The following is a 21231-nucleotide window of genomic DNA, read 5'->3' on the forward strand; positions in this document are numbered from 1 at the left end:
CCAGCGAGAAGTAGGACCCAGCGAGTACGAGAGAGGGAGGACCAGGTGGTCCTCCCTCTCGTTACTTTATGGCAATCGTCCTAGACAGGTTGCTTGATGCTTTCCCCTTCTTGGGTTTCGCGTGGCTCGGTCTGTTTCGCCTTCTTAGCGCGCTGCACTGCCCAATCCACAAGGAAGAACAGCACCAGGGATGCGCCGAAGAGCGGAGCGATGATGGAATACAGCACCGCGCCCACGACCAGCGCTGGCGAGAGCTTCAGGTGCTGGAGCGAGCGCTTCGGGCGACTAAACCACATCCACAGGCCCATGACGCTGACCGCCAACAGGCCTAGCGCGAGAAGCGCAAGCGCAACCTGGTTGTAGATTCCGAACAAGGTGCCCATATGCAGCTGGATGAGCCATGGGACCACCTTGGCCATGAGCGGCCAGTCCTTAAAGTCCACGCGGTCCACCACTTCGCCAGTGTGCGGGTCGACAGCGATGGCATCGTAGCTCAGCTTGTAGTCTTGGCGTGCCTCAGTGACGGTCCACGCTGGCGTCTCCGCGGAAGGCGGCGTCATGTCGAGGATGCCGGTCAACCCTGCCGAACGCGCGGCCGCCAACGCGTCTGCGCCGCCCATCACGTTCATGTCCCCCGTCATGTCCATATGGTGATGCTCGGCATGCGGGTCCGCGGCGGCAGTTGCTGCGGGCTTGGGCTGCATCCAGTCCATCTTCTCGCGCAGGGTAGAGATGTTTTCACCAGCAACCAAGGACCAGGTCAGGCCAGTGATGGTGAGGAACACGAAGCCGGGCAACAGCCACGCGCCGATCTTGGAGTGCAGGGTGAGCATCTTGCCCGCTTTCCGACGCCGCTTGAACCACAGGTAGATGCCCATGATCGCCAGTGCGCCCAGCCATGAGGCGGCGAGCTCGGAGTAGATGCGGCCGGCGTCGCCAAGCCAGAGGCGGCGGTGCCCCTCGGAGAGCCAGCTGCGCAACGGCAATGCGCGAGAGGAGCCATACTGCACGAGGTCACCCTTGATTTCGAGCGTGGCGGGGTCCACGAACACTGCGTGGGCGTAGCTGGAGGATTTCAGTGCGTCATCCGCGAAGAGCACGCGGGTGTTCTTCTCGCTGTCGTCGAAGGCCTGCACCTTGCTTACTGCGAGATCCGGATAGACCTTCTGGGCTGCTGCGATCTGCTCGTCGAGGCTGTGTGCTTCACCGCTTCCTGACGCCGCGATCTCATTCTTGTACACCACCGACTCGATGCTGGGGGCCAAGGCGTAGAAGAACCCGCTCAGCGCTGCAACGATGAGGAACGGCGCTATGAGAACACCGGCTGTCTTGTGTAAGCGCGACATCGCACCATGATTGGAAATACTCATGGGTGAATAGTCGCGACGCTATTAGCAATAGTTCCCGATAAAGTTTTCTTGTGATCCTTTCGAATCGCGGGAACTTTTGCCGGCAGTGGTCAGGTTGCCCTCAATTCGGTTTGGTTTCCCTGGTTGGGTCCCCCTCTAATGGTCCCTTTACGAGTAGCGAAGCCGTGCGGGATGCCCCATTGGGTAGCTTTACCCCCAAGGGGATCCAACCAATGGGACCAAACCGCTAAACGCTAAAACCAGGCGGCTTAGACGGAGCGCAGGAAGTCCGCGGTGTCCATGATGCGCTGGCGGGCCACTGCCGGAGTTGAGATGCGGTGAGTGGAGACGTAATCGGCGGTTTCGGCGCCAGGGATGGTGACTCGCTCGGCGATTTCGTCTTGCACCGCAGTCTGGACGAGTGTGCGCGGGTACTCGTTTGGCAGCTCGTAGCCGGCGCGGATCTCCTCGGGGAGATTGGAAAGCGCGGCGAAGTCGGGGAAAGTAAGGATGAGTGCATCGGCGGGCGCGAGTGCAGCCAAGGCGCCGCCCGAGGAGTAGCCCCACACGGTCACGGAAGCCGCACCTTGTTCGCGGGCATAAGCGATGGCCTTGTTGACGGATTCCACCATGTCAGCCACGCTGTGTTCAGGTGCTAGCGGGTAGTCCACGTCGATGATGGTGGTGCCGGACAACTGTGCTGCGGCGGCAACTTCGGGGCGCCACTGCATCTCTAACGCGGTTCCATCACCGCGCCACCAGCCGCCGGAGTGGAGGGAGACTGCCCACTTGCCATTCGGCGCAGTGGGCTCGAAGATGGCGCCGACCTCAGTGTCACGCTGCGTGATTCCATCAGTGAACTTGGTACCCGGCAGCGCGTGGTCAACCGCAGTGCCCAAGACCATCATGGAAGCCTGCGTGATGCGATCCGGTAAAAGCGCGCAGTAGCGGTCAGCATCCGGCGAGCCGCCGCCAGCCCACGGCGGACGGAAATCCGGCAGTGGGTAGTGGACCTGCATGTAGGTGTAGAGCTGTTCCAGCTGCTCCTCCTCGCTCAACTGGCGGTCTTGGCCGCCAATCTGCCACTGCTCAATCGAAGTCATGCATTCGAGGTTACCGCTACTATGGCGGCCATGACGAAGGTAGCCAAACTCCACCCCACCGCCGAACTATCCCCCACTAAAGCCGAAATCGCAGCTAAGCACGCCCACATCGACGAGATCATTGGAAGCTACCGCGCAGTAGATCCTGATGACGAAGTTGGCATTGAAGTCCTCCTCGGCCACGATTACGCCGGCAACATCGTCCAATTCCCCGTCACCTACCGCGCCGCCGACAATGCCACCAACAAACCACTGTGCGCCATGGACCACTCCGTGCTCGGAAAGCGCTCGGTAGCCCGCGCCGAAGACGACCCAGTCGCCATCACACAATGGGTCCATCTTGTACAAAACGAGGAAACCTCCGCCGCATACTCCACCGGCCCACAGCGCTTCCACGCCTATGGCACCGGCGGACTACCTGGCGAAATCGAGTTCTTGCCCACCCTTACCGTTACCCCACCGGAGGCTGGGCAATTACGAGTAGTCGACTCCGAGACCGGAACCGACTACCTCGCGGCGCGTCTTACCAGATTGTGACGCGGTCTTCCTCGGCCAGGTAGAACGGAGAATCCTTCTCTACCTCGAAGGCCTCGTAGAACTCCGCCACATTCGCCGCGATGAGGTTGCAACGGAACTCCGCCGGGGAGTGCGGATCGATGGCCAAGTACTGGGTGGCCATCTCCGGGCGGATTGCGGTGCGCCAAACGCGCGCCCAGGACAGGAAGAGGCGCTGCAGGCCGTTGTACTCGGCGTCGTAAAGCGCAGGAGATGCGTCCTCTACCTCGAAAGGGGCCACCTGGCCGGCGACGTCGAGGCCGTTGTCCGCGCAGTAGTTCTTGTAAGCCACCACTGCGATGCCCAGTCCGCCCAGGTCACCGATATTCTCACCCAGGGTGAAGCTGCCATTGACGCCCGCGGAATCAGTGCCTTCCAGAACGGAAGGCACGCGGCCGTTGAACTGCTCCACCAACTTCGCGGTGAGCTTTTCAAATGCCGTGCGGTCCTCTTCGGTCCACCAGGAGTTCAGGTTGCCCTGGCCATCGTACTGCGAGCCCTGGTCATCGAAACCGTGGCCGATCTCGTGGCCGATGACCGCGCCGATTGCGCCGAAGTTCTCTGCAACGTCGCCGCCTTCAGCAGAAGGCACGAAGAACGGCGCGCGCAGGATGGCGGCTGGGAAAGTGATGTCATTGACCACCGGGTTGTAGAAAGCGTTGACCGTCTGCGGGGTGGAGAACCATTCGTCACGGTCCGCCGGCTTGCCGATCTTGCGCAGCTCGAAGTCGTGTGCCCACGCGTTGCCAGCGCGCACGTTCGCAATCAGGTCCTTGCCCGACGCACTGAAGGAAAGATCGGAGTAGTCGCGCCACTTATCCGGGTAGCCAATCTTGGCCTTGAACTGGGCAAGCTTCTCCAAGGCACGCCCGCGGGTAGCGGGCGTCATCCACTCGAGCTGGGAGATGCGCTCGCGGTAGGCAGCGGTTAAGTAATCAACTAGGGTGTCCATCTCCGCCTTAGATGCCGGCGGGAAGTGCTGGTCTACAAAGACCTTGCCAATCTCCTGGCCCACCAGGGACTCCGCTAGGCCCACGGCGCGCTTCCAGCGGTCACGCTGAGTGGTAGCACCTGAAAGGCGGGTGCCGTAGAACTCGAAGTTCTTCGCGCCGACTTCCTCCGGCAGGTACGGCGCGCGGGAAAGCAGGATGTGCCAGGTGGCCCACAGCTGCCAATCTGCCATGCGGTCCGCGGTGAAAAGCGTCTCGAAGTGCTCGAGGTAGGAAGGCATCATGTTCACAACACGCTGTGCTTCCAGGCCGCCACCTGAAAGGATGGCGCGTGCCAACTCCGGCAGCTCCTCGAAAGGCATCGGGTTATAAGTCTTCACGGCATCGCGCGTGGAAACGACATCCCAATGACCGGCAGCCAGCTCCTTCTCCAAACCCACGATGCGCGTGGCGGCAACGTCGGCGCCCAAGCCGAACAGGCGGGCAGGATCCAGGAAGCCCAGCATCTGCGCCACGTGCTTTTCGTATGCAGCCAGCGTCTCCGCATGCGCTTCCTCGCGGTAATAGGCCTCGTCCGGCAGGCCCAGGCCAGACTGGATGACATAGGCCACGGCTTCCTCGGAGCCGGAATCCTTTTCCACCCAGAAGGTCACCGGGGCGCCGACTCCCTCGCGCTCGAGTTCGCCGAGGCGCTGCGCCAGCTCTTGAGGGTCGGCTGCGGTGAGGTGGTCGAGGTCGGCGTCAATTGGCGCCATGCCTGCACCATTTACGCCCTCGGTATCAAGGTGCGATGCGTAGAGCGCTCCTGGGCGCCCAGTGTCATTTTTAACAATCTCGTGCACGAGCTCTTCCGCCTCGTCACGCAGGTTGTGGAAGGTGCCATCAACGCCACGATCATCGGGGATGACGTGGGATTGTAGCCATGGTCCGTTGGCAAATTGGTAGAGATCTTTCATGCCAGCCACTCTATGTCAATCGCGGTCTATAAGGTGTGGGTTATGCCAACTTATCGTTTTCCTCCTGCGCAGCTGCGCGGGCATTTCTTTCTCGCCGCAGGTGGCGTGCTCTTGGCGCTAGGCTTGCCTGCCATCTTGGCCGCGATTATTCCCACTCCTGGGCCGGAGGCGGAAGAAGTAGTGCTCAGCCCGCCGGGCTTTGACTGGGAAATCCCCGTGCCGGATTTGTACTGCACCCCGAATGCAGACGCGATGGCGATGCAAGCCTGGGACTGCGGCCAGGTGCTGGTCCAGCTCACGGCGCTCGAGGATCTCAGCGACAGCGAGGAGGACACCGCCGCCCGGCGCGCCGTGCGCGGCTACAGCATGGGCGATACTTCCGAGGCGGAAATCTTCCATGAAGGCGATGCACTCGCGCTTTACGACGACCCCTCCGGCACACTTGTCCTCTCCCGCGACGGGGAGGGCGCGGACGCAAAGGTGGATTACATGGTTATCTTGAGCAGCAGCTCACCGGCGCAAACCTTTGCCACAGGCGAGCGCATTTGGCACGCATTCGGCCACGCGAACCTGCCTTGGCACGAGAAAATGGTGGTGGGCTCATGAACAAGCTTTTCCGCAATACCATGTGGGTGATGATTGCCCTTGGCATCCTTGCGCTGCTTTTTAATCTCTTAAGCTTGGGGCTCATCGCACCGACATTGTTGCTTTCCAGCATCGCGATTGGCGCTGTGGTTGCCGCCCTTTTTCTCTTCTTGCTACGGCTTAGCCCCATGTGGCCGGGCGCTGGCCGCCGCTGGGTTCCGCCCGCTTTGCTCTGGGGCGGCGGTACCGCGCTGGGGCTTGTGATGCTTAGCGCTTCCCCGCTTACTGACCTTGCGCTTTCCCTTGGGTGGAAGGCCGCCGCATTATCGTGGACCGGCGCCTATCCGGAGGAGATCTCCAAGGCCACAGGTGTGCTTTTTATTCTGCTTTCCTACCGAGAGCTCAACCGACCTTGGCATGGCTGGATAGTCGGCGCCTGCGTGGGCCTTGGATTCGAGATGGTAGAAAACGTCATGTACAGCATCATGGGCGGTATCGTTCATCCGCTCAATGACTGGTCAGGCATGCTGCAAATGTGGGGCCTGCGCCTAGTGGCAGGCCCTGGCCTGCACGTGTTACTCACCGCCATGGCCGGCTGGGGCATCGGCTGGGCTATCTTTGCGGCGAAAAAGTCGCGCGGTTGGCGCTTAGGCGTTCTCTGCGGATTTTTGGCATGCTCCTTTAGTTTCCACTTCTGCTGGAACTACATGCATGACAACGAGATCTTCACGATCATCCAATACATCGTCGTGGCTTTGGTGCTCTACCCGTTAAGCATCTTCCTCATCCTGCGCGGCAACAAGCTGGCCAAGCAGGATGACACCTATTACGTCACCCCAACCGCTTGAGGTCCGCGGCGTCTAGCCCGTGGCGGCGCATGTCCACGCGAGCACCCGAGTGGCTGATTTCCTCTTCCTCCCAATAGGGGATGGAAAGCTCCGGCGCATGGGAAGAGCCGTCAGCGCGGACCACGCGCCACCAGGGCAGGCCGGGGACCTTCTTCATCACCCAACCCACGTAGCGGGCATGGCAGCCCGCCGCTTTAGCCACTTCCCCGTAGGTAGAGACGTTGCCGGCCGGAATGCGCCGAACGACCTCCGCTACTTCCTCTACCTTGTCTTTCATCTAAAAGTCGAGGTTGAGCACGTCATCTGACTCGCGCGGCTCTTCCTCCGGCGCGTCCTCGACCTCGGCCAGAGTGACCGTAGCGCCGGTGGAATCAGCCAGCAGGCACAGGCGCCCGAAAGGCGAATCCCACGGCTCGCGGATAACCTCACCACCAAGCTCTACTGCCTTGGCAGCAGCCGCCTCGAGATCACGCACGCCGAGGTAGGTCTGCCAGAAGCTTGGCACCTGCGACGGGAACTGACCCTCCGCGTTCCAAAAGCCGGCGAAAGGCGCGCCATCTTCCTCCGCGGTGGCATAAGCATCGCCGCCACGGACCTCCCAGTTAAACAGCTCGCCGTAGAAGTCCAAGGCCTGCTGGTAGCTGGTAGTGGCAGTCAGTTCGTGCCAGACCGGCGTGCCCGGTTCGCCGCCGGCCACGAACTGGTCCGCGCCCGCCGGTTGGATGAGGCCAAACATGCCACCCGCGACGTCGACAAGCAGCGCCATATGGCCCAGTTCCACCTGCGTTGCCGGTGCCAGCACGCGGCCGCCAAGCTGCTCCGCACGCGCACAATCGCCGTCGATGTCCTTGCTTAAAAAGTAGGTCACCCACGTATCCGGCATGGAAGCCTGCTCTGGCTGCGGAATGAAGCCGGCAATCGGCAGGCCCTGCACGCGGCCCACGCGGTACTCGTTAGCGGAATCAACTTCCCAGCCCAGCACCTGCTCGTAGAAGTTCACGGACTTGCGCGGCTCAGAGGTGGTCAGGTCGATCCAGTAGGGCATGCCTACTTCAGCTTCGAAAGCGGGCATTACATGTTCCTCCACTTCTCCGGATCGAAGTCATCGTCTGCTGTGGCCTCATCGAAGTAATCGTCCTCGTCCTCATCTGCTGCGGCCACGCGGGCAGAAGTGCCAGCGATGCTCACCTCGTCGCCGGGGTGCAGAGTGGCGCCGCGCTGGGTCACCACTTCCCCATTGACCTGGACCTCGCCTTGCGCGATGAGCTCCTTTGCTTCACCGCCGGTACCCACGAGGGAGGCCAGCTTGATGAACTGGCCGAGCTTAATGAAATCGCCCTTGATTGAGACTTCTAACATGCGGCATAGCTTACCGAGAAGGCACCTTGCCGGGATACTCAACCTTGAAGAAGTCCAAAATTGAGTTGGTTGCCCAATCGTGCGGGACAAGCCCGCTGCGATCCGTTACGCCACCGTTCCAGGTATGAGTTCCGCCCTTAATCTTGTAACTCACGGTAGGAATAGCGCACGATCCCCATGTAAAACGGGTAACTGCGTCTTCCCGGTGCTCGGCGGGGAAAGGATCGCAGGCATTGTCCTCGGCGACTTCCGCCATGGTCTCCTCCACACCGCGGTAGTGGCCACCGTGGGCGGTGCCGCCACCGTAATTAATAACGACGTCGGCAGTGCCGTGCACCGCAAAATAAGGGGTGGGCTTTCCTTCACAGCTTTCATCCACGGCATCGTAGTTCGCCGCGGAAACCGTGGCGGCGCCGTCCAATTGCCGGTTGCAGGTTAGGGCGCGCACGAAACCGCCGCCATTGGAAAAGCCTGCGGCAAAGACGCGGCCATCGGTGTTGTAATTCTGTTTAACCCAGGCCAAGGCGTCATCCACCAAAGCGAAGTCTTCCCCCAAGGAAGTCTGCGCATAAGGCGCAGGCGCCCAAGCCTCCCCAATACCCGCCGGAAAGAGCGTGATGGCGTTGGCCTCATAGAGCTCAGTGTCCTGAAAGATGGTCGCGGGATCGCTGTTATATCCATGAAAGACCATGACCACCGGCGCGGGCTGCGCTGCGTCATAGTTATCGGGTACGTGCGCGATGAAGCTTCTGCCGCTGGGCAGCTCGATCGTGCGATAGTGGCCGGTCTGCGTTGCGCCCTGGGAAGGAAGCTCGGCCTTTTCCGAGGCCGTTGCCATGTCCGCAGGATAATCATAAGGGCCGTGCCCCGGCTCATCGACGTGCGAGCACGCGCTCAAGCCTAGGCACAGCGCTATTAAAAGATACTTGCGCACCTATCTAGAGAGCGCGCAGCTTTACTGCTGTGCCGGTGGCGGTGACCATCAGCATGTCGTTGGCCTGGCCCATAGGCGAGTAATCAAAGCTGATGCCCACGACGGCGTCGGCGCCCAGCTCCTGGCCGCGGTTCCACAGCTCGTTAAGGGCAGCCTCGCGGGCCTTGACTGCCTCTTCCTCATAGCCAGCGGAGCGGCCGCCAGTGAAGCTGCGGAAGGAGGCGCCTAAGTCCTTGAGGAAGTTAATACCGGTCACCGTCTCACCCGCAATGACGCGAATGTACTCGGTGATTTCGTGACCATCGACGTTGTTGGTAGTGGTGAAAATCATGAGCCCTAGACTACCTGCGTTCTGGGGGAAGATCAGCGACGCTGAAGTACACGCCCGGTGTGCCGTCGGCGCGGGTGAACTCGACCTTCAAGTCGTCTTTCTTGCCAAAGCCCACGAGGTGGCGGGCCACAACGTGCTCGACGGACTTGATGCTTTCTGAGTCTGCCTCGACGTTGAGGAGGAGGATGTTGGGCTCAACAGCAAGGTCGAGGGTGCCGCGGGTGTTTTCGCGCTCGAAGACGCAGCGGCCGGTTTCGGTTTCTGGGTCCCAGTGGGCGTCAATCTTGGCAGAGAAATGTGATGCCAGCTGCTTGCCGTAGCGTGCCGGGCGATCGGTTGAAACGCGTGCGGTGGAATTGCTCATGCCGGTCACTGTACGTGATTTAGGTTTACCTAACCAGCGCGAGGATTCCCTCATAAATCATCACGCAGCCCAAGGCGCCGAAAATGAGGCCCGAGCCGATATCGAGATGGGCCGAATACTTCGTGAGGAAACGCGCCGCCGCGCGGACGATGAGCGCGAAGGTAGAAAACCACGCCACGGAGACCACAGTCAGGATGATGGCGATGAACACGGTCCATTCAAGCCCCATGTCAGGGCGAATGAACTGGGCAAAGACGGCACCGAAGAAGACAAGCGCCTTCGGGTTGGAAAGGTTGGTGAGCAGGCCCAGCTTGTAGGCGCGGCCAGCGGTGATGTCCTCGACGTCGCCAGTGCTCACTGCCTGCTCGATGTGCTCCTCGTCGAAGCTTCCCGCGTTTTCTGCCGAGTCCTGTGAAGTACTGCGGGCAGAGCTAAGGGCAGAGCGCCGTTGCGCCAGGCCCGAGCGGATGGAGCCATAGGCCATCCAGAGAAGGAAGCCGCCGCCCACCAGCTGCAGCAAGCCGAGCAGACTGGGGCGAGCGGCGATAAGAGCAGATAGTCCTGCCAGGGAGGCGGTGAGCCAGACGACGATTCCAGTGCAGATGCCCAGCGCACACATAATTCCGGCACGCATGGACCGCGGGGCGACGCGGATGACCTGCACTACATCAGGGCCGGGAGCGACGATCATCGCCACCCACACTCCTAGCAGCGAAACTAATGCAGCTAAAGTCATCCGACCCTTCTTTTGGCTCTTCTAGTAAGCACCCTTTACGGCCTGCTTGTGATCGCGCACTGCCTCGCCTGGGGCGTACAGCGGCATATCCTCGCCAGCCTTGTACCAGGTTACGTCGTTAAGCGGTGCCAAAGGCTTCTTTCCGGCAATCAGATCGGCGGCCTTCTCGCCCACCATCATCGTTGGCGAGTAGATGTTGCCGTTGGTCACGGACGGGAAGACGCCAGCATCAGCGATGTAGAGGCCCTCAATGCCCCAGACCTGCATGGTTTCTGGGTCCACAACCGCCATAGGGTCATCCTTGGAGCCCATCTTGGTGGTGCACGACGGGTGCAGTGCGGTCTCACCGTCGTTACGTACCCATTCGAGGATCTCCTCGTCGGTCTGCACGTCAGGGCCCGGGCTGATCTCGCGGGCGCCCACCTCAGCCATGGCTTCGGTGTCCAGCAGAGAACGCGCAACGCGCACTGCCTCGACCCACTCGCGGCGATCCTGGTCGGTCTTCAGGTAGTTGAAGAGAATCTCCGGCTTTTCGTGGATATCGGCGCTCTTGATGCGGACATGGCCCTTGGTATCGGAGAACATCGGGCCAACGTGCCACTGGAAGCCGTGCTTGACGTCGGCCTTCTGGCCGTCGTAGCGCACTGCCATCGGCAGGAAGTGGAACATCAGGTTCGGGTATTCCTCGTTCTCGTTGGAACGAACGAATCCGCCACCCTCGAAGTGGGAGGTTGCGACCGGGCCCTTTTTGGTGAGAATCCACTGCAGGCCCATAAATGGCCAGCGCCACTTGTCCAGGTAAGGCTGGGAAGAAGCGGTGGACTTGGTGGTCTCGTACTGGATGTAGACCTCGAGGTGATCCTGCAGGTTCTCGCCGACGCCCGGCAGGTGCTTGACGACGTCGATTCCGTGCTTGCGCAGCAGTTCCTCATCACCGACACCGGAGACCTGCAGCAGCTGCGGGGTGTTGATGGCGCCAGCGGAAAGGACGATCTTCTCGGCGAATACGCGGTGGACGCCGCCCTTCCACTCGTATTCCACGCCGACGGCCTTCTGGCCTTCGAAGAGAACCTTGGTGGTAAACGCGCGGGTACGAACCTCGAGGTTCTCGCGGTCTAGGTTCGGGTGCAGGTATGCACGCGCGGCGGACCAGCGCTTGCCGTGCTTGATGTTGCGGTCGAAAGGAGCAAAGCCTTCCTGGCGGTAACCGTTAACGTCGTTGGTCAGGTGGTAGCCGGCCTGCTGCACGGACTTGAACAGGGCCTGGAAGAGCTCGCTGGTTGCAGGACCGCGGGAAAGGTAGAGCGGGCCGTCGTGGCCGCGGCGCGGATCGTTATCTTCTGCCGCGGCGGCGTTTTCCATGCGGTTGAAATAAGGCAGGCAGTGCGCGAAGTCCCAGTTTTCCATGCCCGGGTTCTTGGCCCACTTCTCGTAGTCCATGGGGTTGCCACGCTGGTAAATCATGCCGTTGACGGAAGAAGAGCCACCCAGCAGCTTGCCACGGGCGTGGTAGATGCGGCGGCCATTCATCTCTGGCTCCGGCTCGGATTCGTACATCCAGTCGTAGTTCTTTGCACCAATCGGGAAAGAGAATGCGGAAGGCATGTGGACGAAGAGATCCCACAGGGAATCGTTGCGTCCGGCCTCAAGGACCAGCACACGAGTGTTCTTGTCTTCGGTCAGGCGTTCGGCGATGACGGAGCCTGCGGAGCCACCGCCAACGACGACTACGTCGCTTACTTCATCGGTGACCTTCTTAGCGGAACGCTTCTTGGTCAGCTTGTCCATAAAACCCATAAATCCCCTTCTTTCTGTGAAATATTTCACACGTCAAGATTGTCCCACCGGAAGTGAAAACATTGTAATTTATACAAAAGTCTGTATTTATTCACATCGCCTCATGTGCGGGCACTACCTTCAGAGTACACATCCTTCTAGAAGTTTGCCCATCTTAATGTATATTTACCTTGTCCGGATGGATGTCTCTGGAGATGAAATCCGAAGTCTTTGCACATAGGTTGCCCGAATATGATTCATTTCACTCACCTTTCTCTCCCTGCGATCTTGTGAGCATTTTGGGGCACCCGTGCGAAAGATTCGGCCCAAACCAACCAACATTAGGAGAAGTAGATGGCTAACTTTGACCCTCACGATCCTGAGGAGTCTCACACTTCAAGTAAAGTCCCCCAAGAAGGGGGTAAAAACACCTCTCTCGCAACCCCATCTGGAGAGCCCAAGAAGCGCAGCCCACGCTACCAAGTTCGTGCCCTCGTCGGCAGCTACAAGGCTGAAACCGGCGATGCCGTAGGCGCGGATCAGGTCCCTGCTCCCAAGACAAACTGGCCGGTATTTATCATCTCCGGCGTCCTCATTATTGCCATGGCGCTCTATGCCGGGCTCGGCCGCGATTCCGCGGCGGAAACCCTCGCCAGCGTCACCGGCTGGATCGGCCACAACCTCGGCTGGTTCTATGTCCTCACCGCCACCATCGCCGTGGTCTTCGTGCTCTATATTGCCTTTTCCAATGCCGGCAATATCCGCCTCGGCCCGGACCACTCGCGGCCGAAATTCAACACCTTCTCTTGGGCGTCCATGCTCTTTGCCGCCGGCATCGGCGTGGACCTCATGTTCTTCGCTGTCGCAGAACCCGTGACCATGTACGTCACCCCACCGGTCGGGGAAGGCGAAAACATGGAGGCCGCCAAGGAGGCCGTGGTGTGGGCGATGTTCCACTACGGCATCACCGGTTGGGCGCTTTATGCACTGATGGGCATGGCCTTCGGTTACTTCGCCTACCGCCTCAATATGCCGCTGGCTATCCGCTCCGCGCTGTATCCGCTCATCGGCAAGCGCGTACACGGCCCAGTTGGTGATGCAGTCGATATCGCTGCCATGCTGGGCACCGTCTTCGGTGTGACCGCCTCCCTGGGCATCGGTGTGGTGCAGCTGTCCTACGGCTTCCACCTCATCTTCGGCATCGAGCAGGGCCTTGGTCTGCAGTCCGCTCTCATCATTATTGCGGTGGCCATTGCCACACTGTCGGCTGTATCCGGTGTGGATAAGGGCATTCGCTTCCTCTCCGAGCTGAACGTCTATTTGGCCATCGCGCTGATGGTCTACGTCGTGGTCTTTGGCAAGACCGCCTACCTCTTCGATGCCATCGTGACCAATATCGGTGACTACGTCTCGAAGTTCCCATCCTGGACCATGGAGACCTTCGCCTTCGCCGAAGACCAAGCCAACGTAGACACTTGGATGCAGTCCTGGACCCTCTTCTTCTGGGCATGGTGGATTGCCTGGGCTACCTTCGTCGGCCTGTTCCTCGCCCGTATTTCCCGCGGCCGCACCCTGCGGCAGTTCATCTTCGGCGTGCTGACCTTCCCCTTCCTGTTCATCCTGATGTGGATGTCCTTCTTCGGCAACACCGCTTTGGACATGGTTCGTTCCGGCGAATACCCCGACTTTGCCGAAGCCGCAATCAATACACCGGAGCAAGGCTTCTACGACATGCTGGCCGAGTTCCCCGGCGCATCCATCGTCATCTTCTTGACCACGTTCATCGGTCTGCTGCTCTACATCACCTCAGCCGACTCTGGTGCGCTGGTGATGTCCAACTTCACCTCGAAGATTACGGATAGCCGCCAGGACGGCCCGAAGTGGATGCGCATCTTCTGGTCCGTCACCGTGGGCGCACTAACCCTGGCGCTTTTGCAGATCGATGGCATCACCACAGTCCAGTCCGCCACCGTGGTCATGGGCCTGCCTTTCGCCTTCGTGGTCTACCTCATTATGTTCTCCCTGTGGAAGTCCCTGCGCCTAGAAAACGTGCAGCGCGAAGCCCGCACCACCGCTATGCACGGAGTGATTTCCTCCCGTACCGAGCGCGAACCGGCCAATGCCGACCTCTGGAAGAACCGCCTCGACCGGGCCAATACCTTCCCCTCTAAGCAGGAGATGGATACCTATTTGCGCGAAACCGCCACCTACGCCCTCCAGCAGGTGGCAACGCACATGCGTACCCGCGGCTACGACGCCATCTTGCTCACCAGTGAGCTTCCCGACGTCGAACTGCCCCAACTCGACCTAGAAGTAAAGCTGCACAATGAGCGCATGTTCCGCTACCAGCTTTTCCCGGTAGCGGCCGAGCGCCCCGATTTCAGCGCGGGCGAAGGCGACGAGTACTACCGCCTTGAGGTCTACGATATGACCGGTTCGCTGGGCTATGACGTCTACGGCTATTCCGAGAACCAAATCATCAATAACGTGCTGGACCTCTACGAGCGCCACCTGGCCTTCCTCTACATGCAGCAGACCCAGCCGGGTGACTCCGATGTCTCTGATGGCGCCGAGCCTGAGCGCACCTGGCGCGAAGATAGCTAAGCTGGCCACTACAACTACCTCTATGAGAGAAAGGTTGCTTTTCACTTGAGCACCCAGAACACTTTGTTCGACCCAACCCAGACCGAGCTGCTAAAGGGCGTGCATGCTGATGGCGCCCCGAAGTCCCTGTTCATCAACGGTAAGTGGGAAGCCGCCCAAAGCGGCGACACCCGCACCATCATTTGCCCGGCCGATGGTTCCACCGTCGGTTTAGTCTCCGAGGCATCCGACGAGGACACCGAGCGCGCCATCAAGGTTGCCCGTGAAACCTTCGACAAGGGCGAGTGGGCTAATACCCCGGCCGCCGAGCGCGGCAAGCTGGTCATCCGCGTGGCCAATTTCATCCGCGAGCACAAGGAACTTTTCGCTTCCGCAGAGTCCGCTGATACCGGCAAGCGCTATGAAGAGTCCTTAGGCGATATGGATGACATCGCCAACGCCTTTGAGTACTTCGGCACCCTGGCCCAGCACCAGGCCGGCCGCGTAGTCGACCCGCAGGATCCCAACCTGCGATCGCGCATCGACGCCGAGCCCGTTGGCGTCTGCGGACTGATTACCCCGTGGAACTACCCGCTACTGCAGGTCTCCTGGAAGGTCGGCCCGGCCCTGGCCGCCGGCAATACCTTCGTCCTCAAGCAGGCGGAACTCACCCCGCACACCGCGATGCTGCTCATGGCCGCCCTCAAGGAATGCGGATTGCCAGACGGCGTAGGCAACCTCATCACCGGCGCCGGTGCCAACTGCGGCAACCCACTGTCCCAGCATCCTGACGTCGATATGGTCTCCTTCACCGGCGGCCTGGTCACCGGCAAGATCATCGCAAAGAACGCTGCGGAGACCGTCAAGCGCACCGCGCTGGAACTCGGTGGCAAGAACCCGAACGTCATCTTCGCCGACGCGGACTTCGACGTCGCTGTAGATAACGCCCTCAACGGCGCTTTCTTCCACTCCGGCCAGGTCTGCTCCGCGGGTTCCCGCATCATCGTGGAAGAATCCCTGCACGATAAGTTCATCGAGGCACTGGTGGCGCGCACCAACAACATCAAGATCGGCGGTCCGACCGACGATAAGGCGGAGACCGGCCCACTGATTTCTGAGCAGCACCGCGAGAAGGTTGCCGCCTACGTGGACAAGGCCCGTGAGCAGGGCGCAAAGATTCTCACCGGCGGCCGTGCCGCTACCAGTGAGGACACCAATGGCCAGCACGGCACCGGCAACACGGACCTGGGCAAGGGCATGTACTACCTGCCGACCATCATCGATGGCGCCACCAAGGACATGGAATGCGTCCACGACGAGGCCTTCGGCCCGGTTGTCACCGTGGAGACCTTCACCACTGAAGAAGAAGCCATCGCTACCGCGAACGACACCGAGTACGGCCTGGCAGGCGCCGTATTTACTAGCGACGCCGGCAAGGCTGAGCGCATGGCACGCGCTATGCGCCACGGCACCATCTGGATCAATGACTTCCACCCATACCTGCCGCAGGCCGAGTGGGGCGGCTACAAGCAGTCCGGCAACGGCCGCGAGCTCGGCCCGACCGGCCTTGCCGAGTACCAGGAGCACAAGCACGTGTACCAGAACCTCTCCCCTGCCGCTTGGGATCAGTTTGGCCTGCAGTAACTAAGCCGGCCACATAAAAGTCAGCCCCCGCTGCTCGGAAAGAGCGCGGGGGCTGGCTTTTTATATGCGGCCAACGGGCACTGATTATGCGGAAACGGCGTCTTCCAGCTCAGCCAGCAAGGAAGTGGTGCGCTCCACCTTGAAATCGACCGGACGGAATTCGCCCTCCGCCCAGTCGGTGGCGAGGAAGAACTCGATCTGGTTGCGCAGCTGTGGCATGGAGAAGTTCACCACGATAGGGCGCCATGCCTCGATCGCGCGAACGGCACCGGATGGGCCGTAGCCAACGAAGGCAACGGGCTTGCCCGCCCACTCTGCGGCCAAGCAGTCAAAGGCATTCTTGAACGGGCCTGGCACGGAGCGGTTGTACTCTGGCGTGATGAAGATGAAGCCATCGCAGGCGTCCACTGCATCAGACCATGCCTGGACCTTCTCGTCCTCGTACTGCTTATTAGCGGCAGCCGGTACAACTTCGGTGGTCAGAACCGGAATATCGAATTCTTTGAGATCCAGCAACGTGTAATCCACGCCATTCTGGCGTCCTTGGGCCACGTCGTTGAGCCACTCGCCTACTACCTTGCCGACGGCCTTATCGCGGATGCTGCCGATGATGATGCCAATACGAGACATGAGAAAACCTTCTTTTCTTCAAGCTTTATGTAACATCTCTAGATTACAGACCGTGCAGATACTTGTCTGATGGTGATGTTGATACGTCCCTCTCTAAGCCCACAGCCCTCCGGCAGCGTGCCGTCATTGACGCGCACCACCCCGTGGTAGGCGTAGCGCTTCGGTCCGCCAAAGACCACCAAATCACCACTACACAGCGTGATATCGTCCCACGGCCGCGTGCGCGCCTCGGTATGCCCCATACGGAAAAGTGCCTCATCCCCAATGGAAAGCGAAATCACCGGCGCAGGTGATTCCTCAAAGGCATCCACGTGCATGCCCATGGCCGATCCCGGTGGATAGTAATTCACCAGCGCCATCTCCGGCACGAAAGTCTCGACCCATGGCTCCAGCTCGGGTGCCACCTCGGCCGCGGCGCGCAATGCCCCCGGAGCAATCCGCCGCAGGCTTTCCGGAACCGGCGGAACCCGCGTGCCGTCCATATTATCTACATACCGATAGCTGGGATAATGCCAATACCTGCCCAAATGCAGCTGAAAAACGCTCATTTGCCCGCCGGATTTCAACCGCGGGCGCACCATCGCCATCGGTGTCGCCGCATACTCGCGCGCAATGCCGCGCATCTCCTCTACCAAGGCTTTCTGCTTATCGACGCCCACCCATCCCGGCACATGCCCCACCCCCGGAGCCACACGCACGCTCGGCCGCGGCAGCGAATCAAAAAGCATGACCTCACCCTAATCCGAGCACCCCAATAAATCGATCCACTCACCCTCTACAATGACCACCATGGATGCACAGGAGCGGCAGGACTTGGAACGCTACGGCTCATGGGAGCGAATGACCGGTGGGGAGTGGTTCTTGCCGAGCATGCCGGAGGCGAAGAAAGAGCACCAGCGCACTTTTCGCTTGGTAAAGCAGCTCAACGAGCTGCACAATACGGACCAGGAGCGTGCCGAAGGCATTTTGCACGAGATACTGCCGGAAGATTCCGCGGTGCCAGGCCTGCATGTGCCGTTGAATCTGGAGTACGGCTGCAATCTAGTATGCGGCGAGCGCGTCTTCATTAACTTTGGCGCTACCATTTTGGCCCAGGCCCAGGTGATGCTCGGTGATGGCGTCATGGTGGGCCCCAATTGCTCCCTGATTACGGTGGGGCATCCGGTAAACGATCATGAGATGCGCGCTGGTGGGTGGGAGATAGCCAAGCCCATCACCATCGGTGACAACACCTGGCTCGGTGCCAACGTCACTGTGCTGCCAGGCATCACCATCGGAAAGAACTGTGTCATCGGCGCAGGCACACTTATTACCACCGATATCCCGGATAATTCGCTGGTCCTGGGATCACCCGGCCGCGTGGTGCGCGAGCTGGAAGACAATGAAGAGGTCTGGGAACGCCAGGATCTCAACGGTCCTGTCGAAGGTTTTGGAGCCGCCAAGTAAATGTTTGATCTCGCTCGCATCGGCGATGGTCTGCCCGTCGCCGAGACCATCGATTCGCTGCCGGAAACCGGAAACGTCGTCATCCAGGCCCCGCCCGGCACGGGTAAGACCACACTCGTGCCACCGGCGCTAGCCAATCATGCGGCAGGAGGTGGCAAAGTCATTGTCACCGCCCCACGTCGTGTGGCCGTGCGCGCGGCCGCGCAGCGATTAAGCACGCTTAGCGGCACCCCGGACAAGGTCGGCTTCGCCATCCGAGGCGAGTCCCGCAAGGGCAGCGAGGTCGAGTTCGTCACGCCGGGCGTGCTGCTGCGCCGCCTGCTTAAGGATCCGGAGCTCGAGGGCGTGTCCGCCGTTGCCATCGATGAGGTCCACGAGCGCCAGCTCGATACGGATTTGGTGCTAGGCATGTGCCTGGAGCTGACCGAATTGCGTGAGGACTTTCGCGTCATCGCCATGTCCGCCACCGTGGATGCACAGCGCTTTTCCCAACTTATGGACGCACCCGTGCACGTGACCGAGGCGGTGACCCATCCGCTTGATATCCATTACGCGCCCCTGCCGGGCAGGGCGGCGGGAACGAGGGAGTTTTACGGGGACGTCGCCAAGCAGGCAGCCTGTCAGCAGGAATCAACGCTGGTCTTTGTGCCAGGCGTGCGCGAAGTAAACCTCGTCTGTGAAGCGCTGCAGGGCCATAATGTGTTCCCGCTGCACGGCAAGCAGACCACCGCGGAGCAAGACGCCGCGCTATATACCGATGAACAGCGCATCGTCGTAGCTACCTCTATCGCGGAGTCCTCGCTTACCGTGCCGGGCGTGCGCGTGGTGGTAGATGCCGGGCTTTCCCGCGTTCCCCGGCGCGACACCCAACGCGGCATGTCCGGGCTAGTGACGGTGTCTACCTCAAAGTCGAGTGCCGACCAGCGCGCTGGTCGTGCTGGCCGTGAGGCACCAGGCACCGTGATTCGCTGCTATTCGCAGGACGATTATCAGCACTTTTCCCCACACACTACTCCGGAGATCCTCTCCGCGGACCTAACCCAGGCCGCGCTGTTTTTGGACTGCTGGGGCGCGGGCCCCGATTTCCCGCTGCTCGATCCGCCCCCAGCCCAGGCCCTCGCATCCGCGCAGGCAACGCTCAAGCGCATTGGTGCCACGCAGGAGCTCGCCCTCCTGCCCACCGATCCACGCCTTGGCGCCTCCTTGCTCCGGCACGGCAGCCAGGCCGCACCCATTATTGCCTCGCTTGCCGACGCCCCCTTAACCCCCGACCTCACCCGTCACCGCCCACCCCAAAGAGAGATCAAGCGGCTCGCCCGCCTCGTCGAGGATCTCGGCCCCGCCGATCCCGGCGAGGTCGTCGCCACCGCCTTTCCCGAACAGGTGGCCAAGCGCATGGGCGAGGATTACCTGCTGGCCAGCGGCACTCGCGCACGGCTGCTGGATAACTCGGGCCTGGCCGGCGCACCATGGCTCGCCATCGCGGAGGTATCCCTGTCCAACGCGGGCAATGCCATCATCCGCTCGGCCGCCCGCATCGAGGAAACGGCAGCCCTCGAGACCATCGGCGTCACCGAAGAAACCCGCGCCTTCCTGCGCGATGGTCGCGTGCACGGTATCAAGGTCAAGGCTGCGGGCGCCATCACGCTCTCTGAGACCCCAGTGAAGGTCACCGGCCCCGCGGCCGAGGAGGCACTTGCGGCCGGCATCCGCGAAGAAGGTTTGGGTCTTTTCACCTTCAGCAAGAAAGCCCAGAACCTCAAAGACCGCCTGCGCCACCTGCACGCTCACTATGGCGCTCCTTGGCCCGATGTCGATTCCGCGGATCCCGCCGAGTGGCTCGGCCCCGAACTGCACAGCATTGCGGAGGGAACTCCCGCCGCCAAGCTCGACATGTACCCCGCGCTACAACGCCTCCTGCCCTGGCCGGAAGCCACCCACCTGGACGAGCTCGCCCCCGAGCGCCTTCCGGTGCCCTCCGGCCGTGATGCCGCCATCGACTGGTCCGGTGATCGCCCCGTGGTCCACATCAAGCTGCAGGAATGCTTCGGCTTGGCCGAATCCCCCGAATACTGCGGCCACCGCGTGCAATTCCACCTACTCTCCCCCGCCGGCCGCCCGCTCGCGGTGACCGATGATCTCGCCAGCTTCTGGTCCGGCCCCTATGCCGGCGTGCGCGCCGATATGCGCGGCCGCTACCCCAAGCACCCGTGGCCGGAAGACCCGTGGAATGCTGTTGCTACCGCGCGCACCAAGAACCGGATGTAGTTATCCCCACTGCTGCCAGCCTAGGTAGCAGCTCATAACCACGACCAAGGTAAGCAGCGCGTAGCGGATGAACTTTGCGCCGCCGCCCAACACGGTGCGCGCGCCCAGCTGCGCGCCGGCGATATTCGCCACCGCGAGCACGATGCCGAGCGTCCACCACACGTGTCCACCGATAATGAAAACAATGAGCGCACCTAGATTGGTGGCGGTATTGACCACCTTGGCCATGGCTGCAGAGGTCAGGAAGCTCTGGGCAAAGATGGAAGTAAACGCCATGATCAAAAACATTCCGGTGCCCGGCCCAAAAATGCCGTCGTAGAAGGAAATAATGCCGGAAAGCACGAGGACCACGACGGTGCGCCAACCGCCGCGGATGCCGGCCGCGTCGCTGCTGCCAAAGTCTGGCTTGAAGGCCACGAAGATGCCCACGGCCACCATGAGGACAATGATGATGGGGCGCATGACGTCTTTATCTAGGCTCGAGGCCACGCTGGCTCCCAGCCCAGAGCACACCAGCGCGATGAGGATGAAGCGCGCCATTTCTGCCTTGTCCAGCTTCACCTTGCGAGCGAGGGTCACGGCAGCGGATCCGGTGCCGGTCACCGCGGCGAGCTTGCTAGTGCCCAAAGCAGCGGCCGGAGCAAGGCCCGGCAGGACCGCCAGCAGCATCGGGATCAAGATCAATCCGCCACCGCCGATGACCGCATCGACCCATCCCGCGGCCGCAGTACCAAAGAAGAGAATTATCCACTGCACCACATCGATTTCCACGCCCCCGATCATAAATCTTGAATGATGTAAGGTGATAACCCGC

At 61.0% G+C, this 21231-nt stretch carries 21 protein-coding genes; 7 read left to right on the forward strand and 14 right to left on the reverse strand.

Annotation, left to right across the window (positions count from 1 at the left end):
- Positions 1–80: 80 nt before the first annotated feature.
- Together HMPREF3169_RS03470 and HMPREF3169_RS03475 are read right to left on the reverse strand one after the other, a co-directional pair.
- The gene (locus HMPREF3169_RS03470) at positions 81–1370 is read right to left on the reverse strand and encodes a PepSY-associated TM helix domain-containing protein (RefSeq protein ID WP_239240472.1); all 1290 of its coding nucleotides are present in this window, start codon (positions 1368–1370) and stop codon (positions 81–83) included.
- 248 nt (positions 1371–1618) lie between these two features.
- Positions 1619–2452 (reverse strand): alpha/beta hydrolase, encoded by an 834-nt coding sequence (locus HMPREF3169_RS03475; protein ID WP_062036291.1) that lies wholly within the window; start codon positions 2450–2452, stop codon positions 1619–1621.
- Positions 2453–2482: 30 nt separating this feature from the next.
- On the opposite strand from HMPREF3169_RS03475, the gene HMPREF3169_RS03480 reads away from it, so the two are divergent.
- Positions 2483–2989 (forward strand): CG0192 family protein, encoded by a 507-nt coding sequence (locus HMPREF3169_RS03480; RefSeq protein ID WP_062036293.1) that lies wholly within the window; start codon positions 2483–2485, stop codon positions 2987–2989.
- Here the strand turns inward: HMPREF3169_RS03480 and HMPREF3169_RS03485 are convergent.
- On the reverse strand, positions 2976–4913 hold the full coding sequence (locus HMPREF3169_RS03485) for a M13 family metallopeptidase (RefSeq protein ID WP_070455682.1): 1938 nt from the start codon (positions 4911–4913) through the stop codon (positions 2976–2978). The genes HMPREF3169_RS03480 and HMPREF3169_RS03485 overlap by 14 nt on opposite strands.
- A gap of 42 nt (positions 4914–4955) precedes the next feature.
- Here HMPREF3169_RS03485 and HMPREF3169_RS03490 point away from each other — a divergent pair, with 42 nt between their 5' ends.
- Together HMPREF3169_RS03490 and HMPREF3169_RS03495 are read left to right on the forward strand one after the other, a co-directional pair.
- Positions 4956–5519: a hypothetical protein gene (locus HMPREF3169_RS03490; protein WP_070455683.1), complete on the forward strand. Its 564-nt coding sequence runs from the start codon at positions 4956–4958 to the stop codon at positions 5517–5519.
- The gene (locus HMPREF3169_RS03495) at positions 5516–6346 is read left to right on the forward strand and encodes a PrsW family intramembrane metalloprotease (protein ID WP_070455684.1); all 831 of its coding nucleotides are present in this window, start codon (positions 5516–5518) and stop codon (positions 6344–6346) included. Before HMPREF3169_RS03490 ends, HMPREF3169_RS03495 begins: the two co-directional genes overlap by 4 nt.
- Here HMPREF3169_RS03495 and HMPREF3169_RS03500 read toward each other — a convergent pair.
- From HMPREF3169_RS03500 to betA, 8 genes are all read right to left on the reverse strand, one after another.
- Entirely contained in the window at positions 6330–6623 is a 294-nt protein-coding gene (locus HMPREF3169_RS03500; protein WP_070455686.1) for an MGMT family protein, read from the reverse strand. The two genes, HMPREF3169_RS03495 and HMPREF3169_RS03500, sit on opposite strands and share 17 nt — an antisense overlap.
- Positions 6624–7418: a VOC family protein gene (locus HMPREF3169_RS03505; RefSeq protein ID WP_070455687.1), complete on the reverse strand. Its 795-nt coding sequence runs from the start codon at positions 7416–7418 to the stop codon at positions 6624–6626.
- Entirely contained in the window at positions 7418–7705 is a 288-nt protein-coding gene (locus HMPREF3169_RS03510) for an RNA-binding S4 domain-containing protein (protein ID WP_070455689.1), read from the reverse strand. The genes HMPREF3169_RS03505 and HMPREF3169_RS03510 overlap by 1 nt, the downstream gene beginning before the upstream one ends.
- Before the next feature lie 10 nt (positions 7706–7715).
- On the reverse strand, positions 7716–8543 hold the full coding sequence (locus HMPREF3169_RS03515) for a CE1 family esterase (protein ID WP_148132097.1): 828 nt from the start codon (positions 8541–8543) through the stop codon (positions 7716–7718).
- Between the two features lie 100 nt (positions 8544–8643).
- Complete coding sequence (locus HMPREF3169_RS03520) at positions 8644–8970, reverse strand: YbjQ family protein (RefSeq protein ID WP_062036309.1); 327 nt, start codon at positions 8968–8970, stop codon at positions 8644–8646.
- Between the two features lie 10 nt (positions 8971–8980).
- Entirely contained in the window at positions 8981–9334 is a 354-nt protein-coding gene (locus HMPREF3169_RS03525) for a DUF2218 domain-containing protein (protein WP_062036311.1), read from the reverse strand.
- A 25-nt stretch (positions 9335–9359) separates the two neighbouring features.
- Positions 9360–10070: a LysE family translocator gene (locus HMPREF3169_RS03530; RefSeq protein ID WP_070455692.1), complete on the reverse strand. Its 711-nt coding sequence runs from the start codon at positions 10068–10070 to the stop codon at positions 9360–9362.
- 21 nt (positions 10071–10091) lie between these two features.
- Positions 10092–11867, reverse strand: coding sequence for a choline dehydrogenase (gene betA, locus HMPREF3169_RS03535; protein ID WP_070455694.1), 1776 nt, complete (start codon positions 11865–11867; stop codon positions 10092–10094).
- A gap of 333 nt (positions 11868–12200) precedes the next feature.
- Between betA and betT the strand changes: the two genes are divergently transcribed.
- Positions 12201–14450: a choline BCCT transporter BetT gene (betT, locus tag HMPREF3169_RS03540; protein ID WP_062036318.1), complete on the forward strand. Its 2250-nt coding sequence runs from the start codon at positions 12201–12203 to the stop codon at positions 14448–14450.
- 45 nt (positions 14451–14495) lie between these two features.
- Entirely contained in the window at positions 14496–16073 is a 1578-nt protein-coding gene (locus HMPREF3169_RS03545; protein WP_070455696.1) for an aldehyde dehydrogenase family protein, read from the forward strand.
- Positions 16074–16157: 84 nt separating this feature from the next.
- On the opposite strand, the gene HMPREF3169_RS03550 is transcribed toward HMPREF3169_RS03545, so the two are convergent.
- The gene (locus tag HMPREF3169_RS03550; RefSeq protein ID WP_070433356.1) at positions 16158–16703 is read right to left on the reverse strand and encodes an NADPH-dependent FMN reductase; all 546 of its coding nucleotides are present in this window, start codon (positions 16701–16703) and stop codon (positions 16158–16160) included.
- Positions 16704–16741: 38 nt separating this feature from the next.
- Positions 16742–17431 (reverse strand): alpha-ketoglutarate-dependent dioxygenase AlkB family protein, encoded by a 690-nt coding sequence (locus tag HMPREF3169_RS03555; RefSeq protein WP_070433355.1) that lies wholly within the window; start codon positions 17429–17431, stop codon positions 16742–16744.
- Between the two features lie 52 nt (positions 17432–17483).
- Here HMPREF3169_RS03555 and HMPREF3169_RS03560 point away from each other — a divergent pair, with 52 nt between their 5' ends.
- Positions 17484–18149 (forward strand): sugar O-acetyltransferase, encoded by a 666-nt coding sequence (locus HMPREF3169_RS03560; protein ID WP_070433354.1) that lies wholly within the window; start codon positions 17484–17486, stop codon positions 18147–18149.
- The gene (locus tag HMPREF3169_RS03565; protein WP_070455698.1) at positions 18150–20417 is read left to right on the forward strand and encodes an ATP-dependent RNA helicase; all 2268 of its coding nucleotides are present in this window, start codon (positions 18150–18152) and stop codon (positions 20415–20417) included.
- Here the strand turns inward: HMPREF3169_RS03565 and HMPREF3169_RS03570 are convergent, their stop codons facing one another.
- Positions 20418–21200, reverse strand: coding sequence for a TSUP family transporter (locus HMPREF3169_RS03570; RefSeq protein WP_083286047.1), 783 nt, complete (start codon positions 21198–21200; stop codon positions 20418–20420). It lies immediately after the preceding gene.
- Positions 21201–21231 lie beyond the last annotated feature (31 nt).

Source organism: Corynebacterium sp. HMSC08C04 (genome assembly GCF_001807495.1).
Taxonomy (GTDB): Bacteria; Actinomycetota; Actinomycetes; order Mycobacteriales; family Mycobacteriaceae; genus Corynebacterium; species Corynebacterium simulans.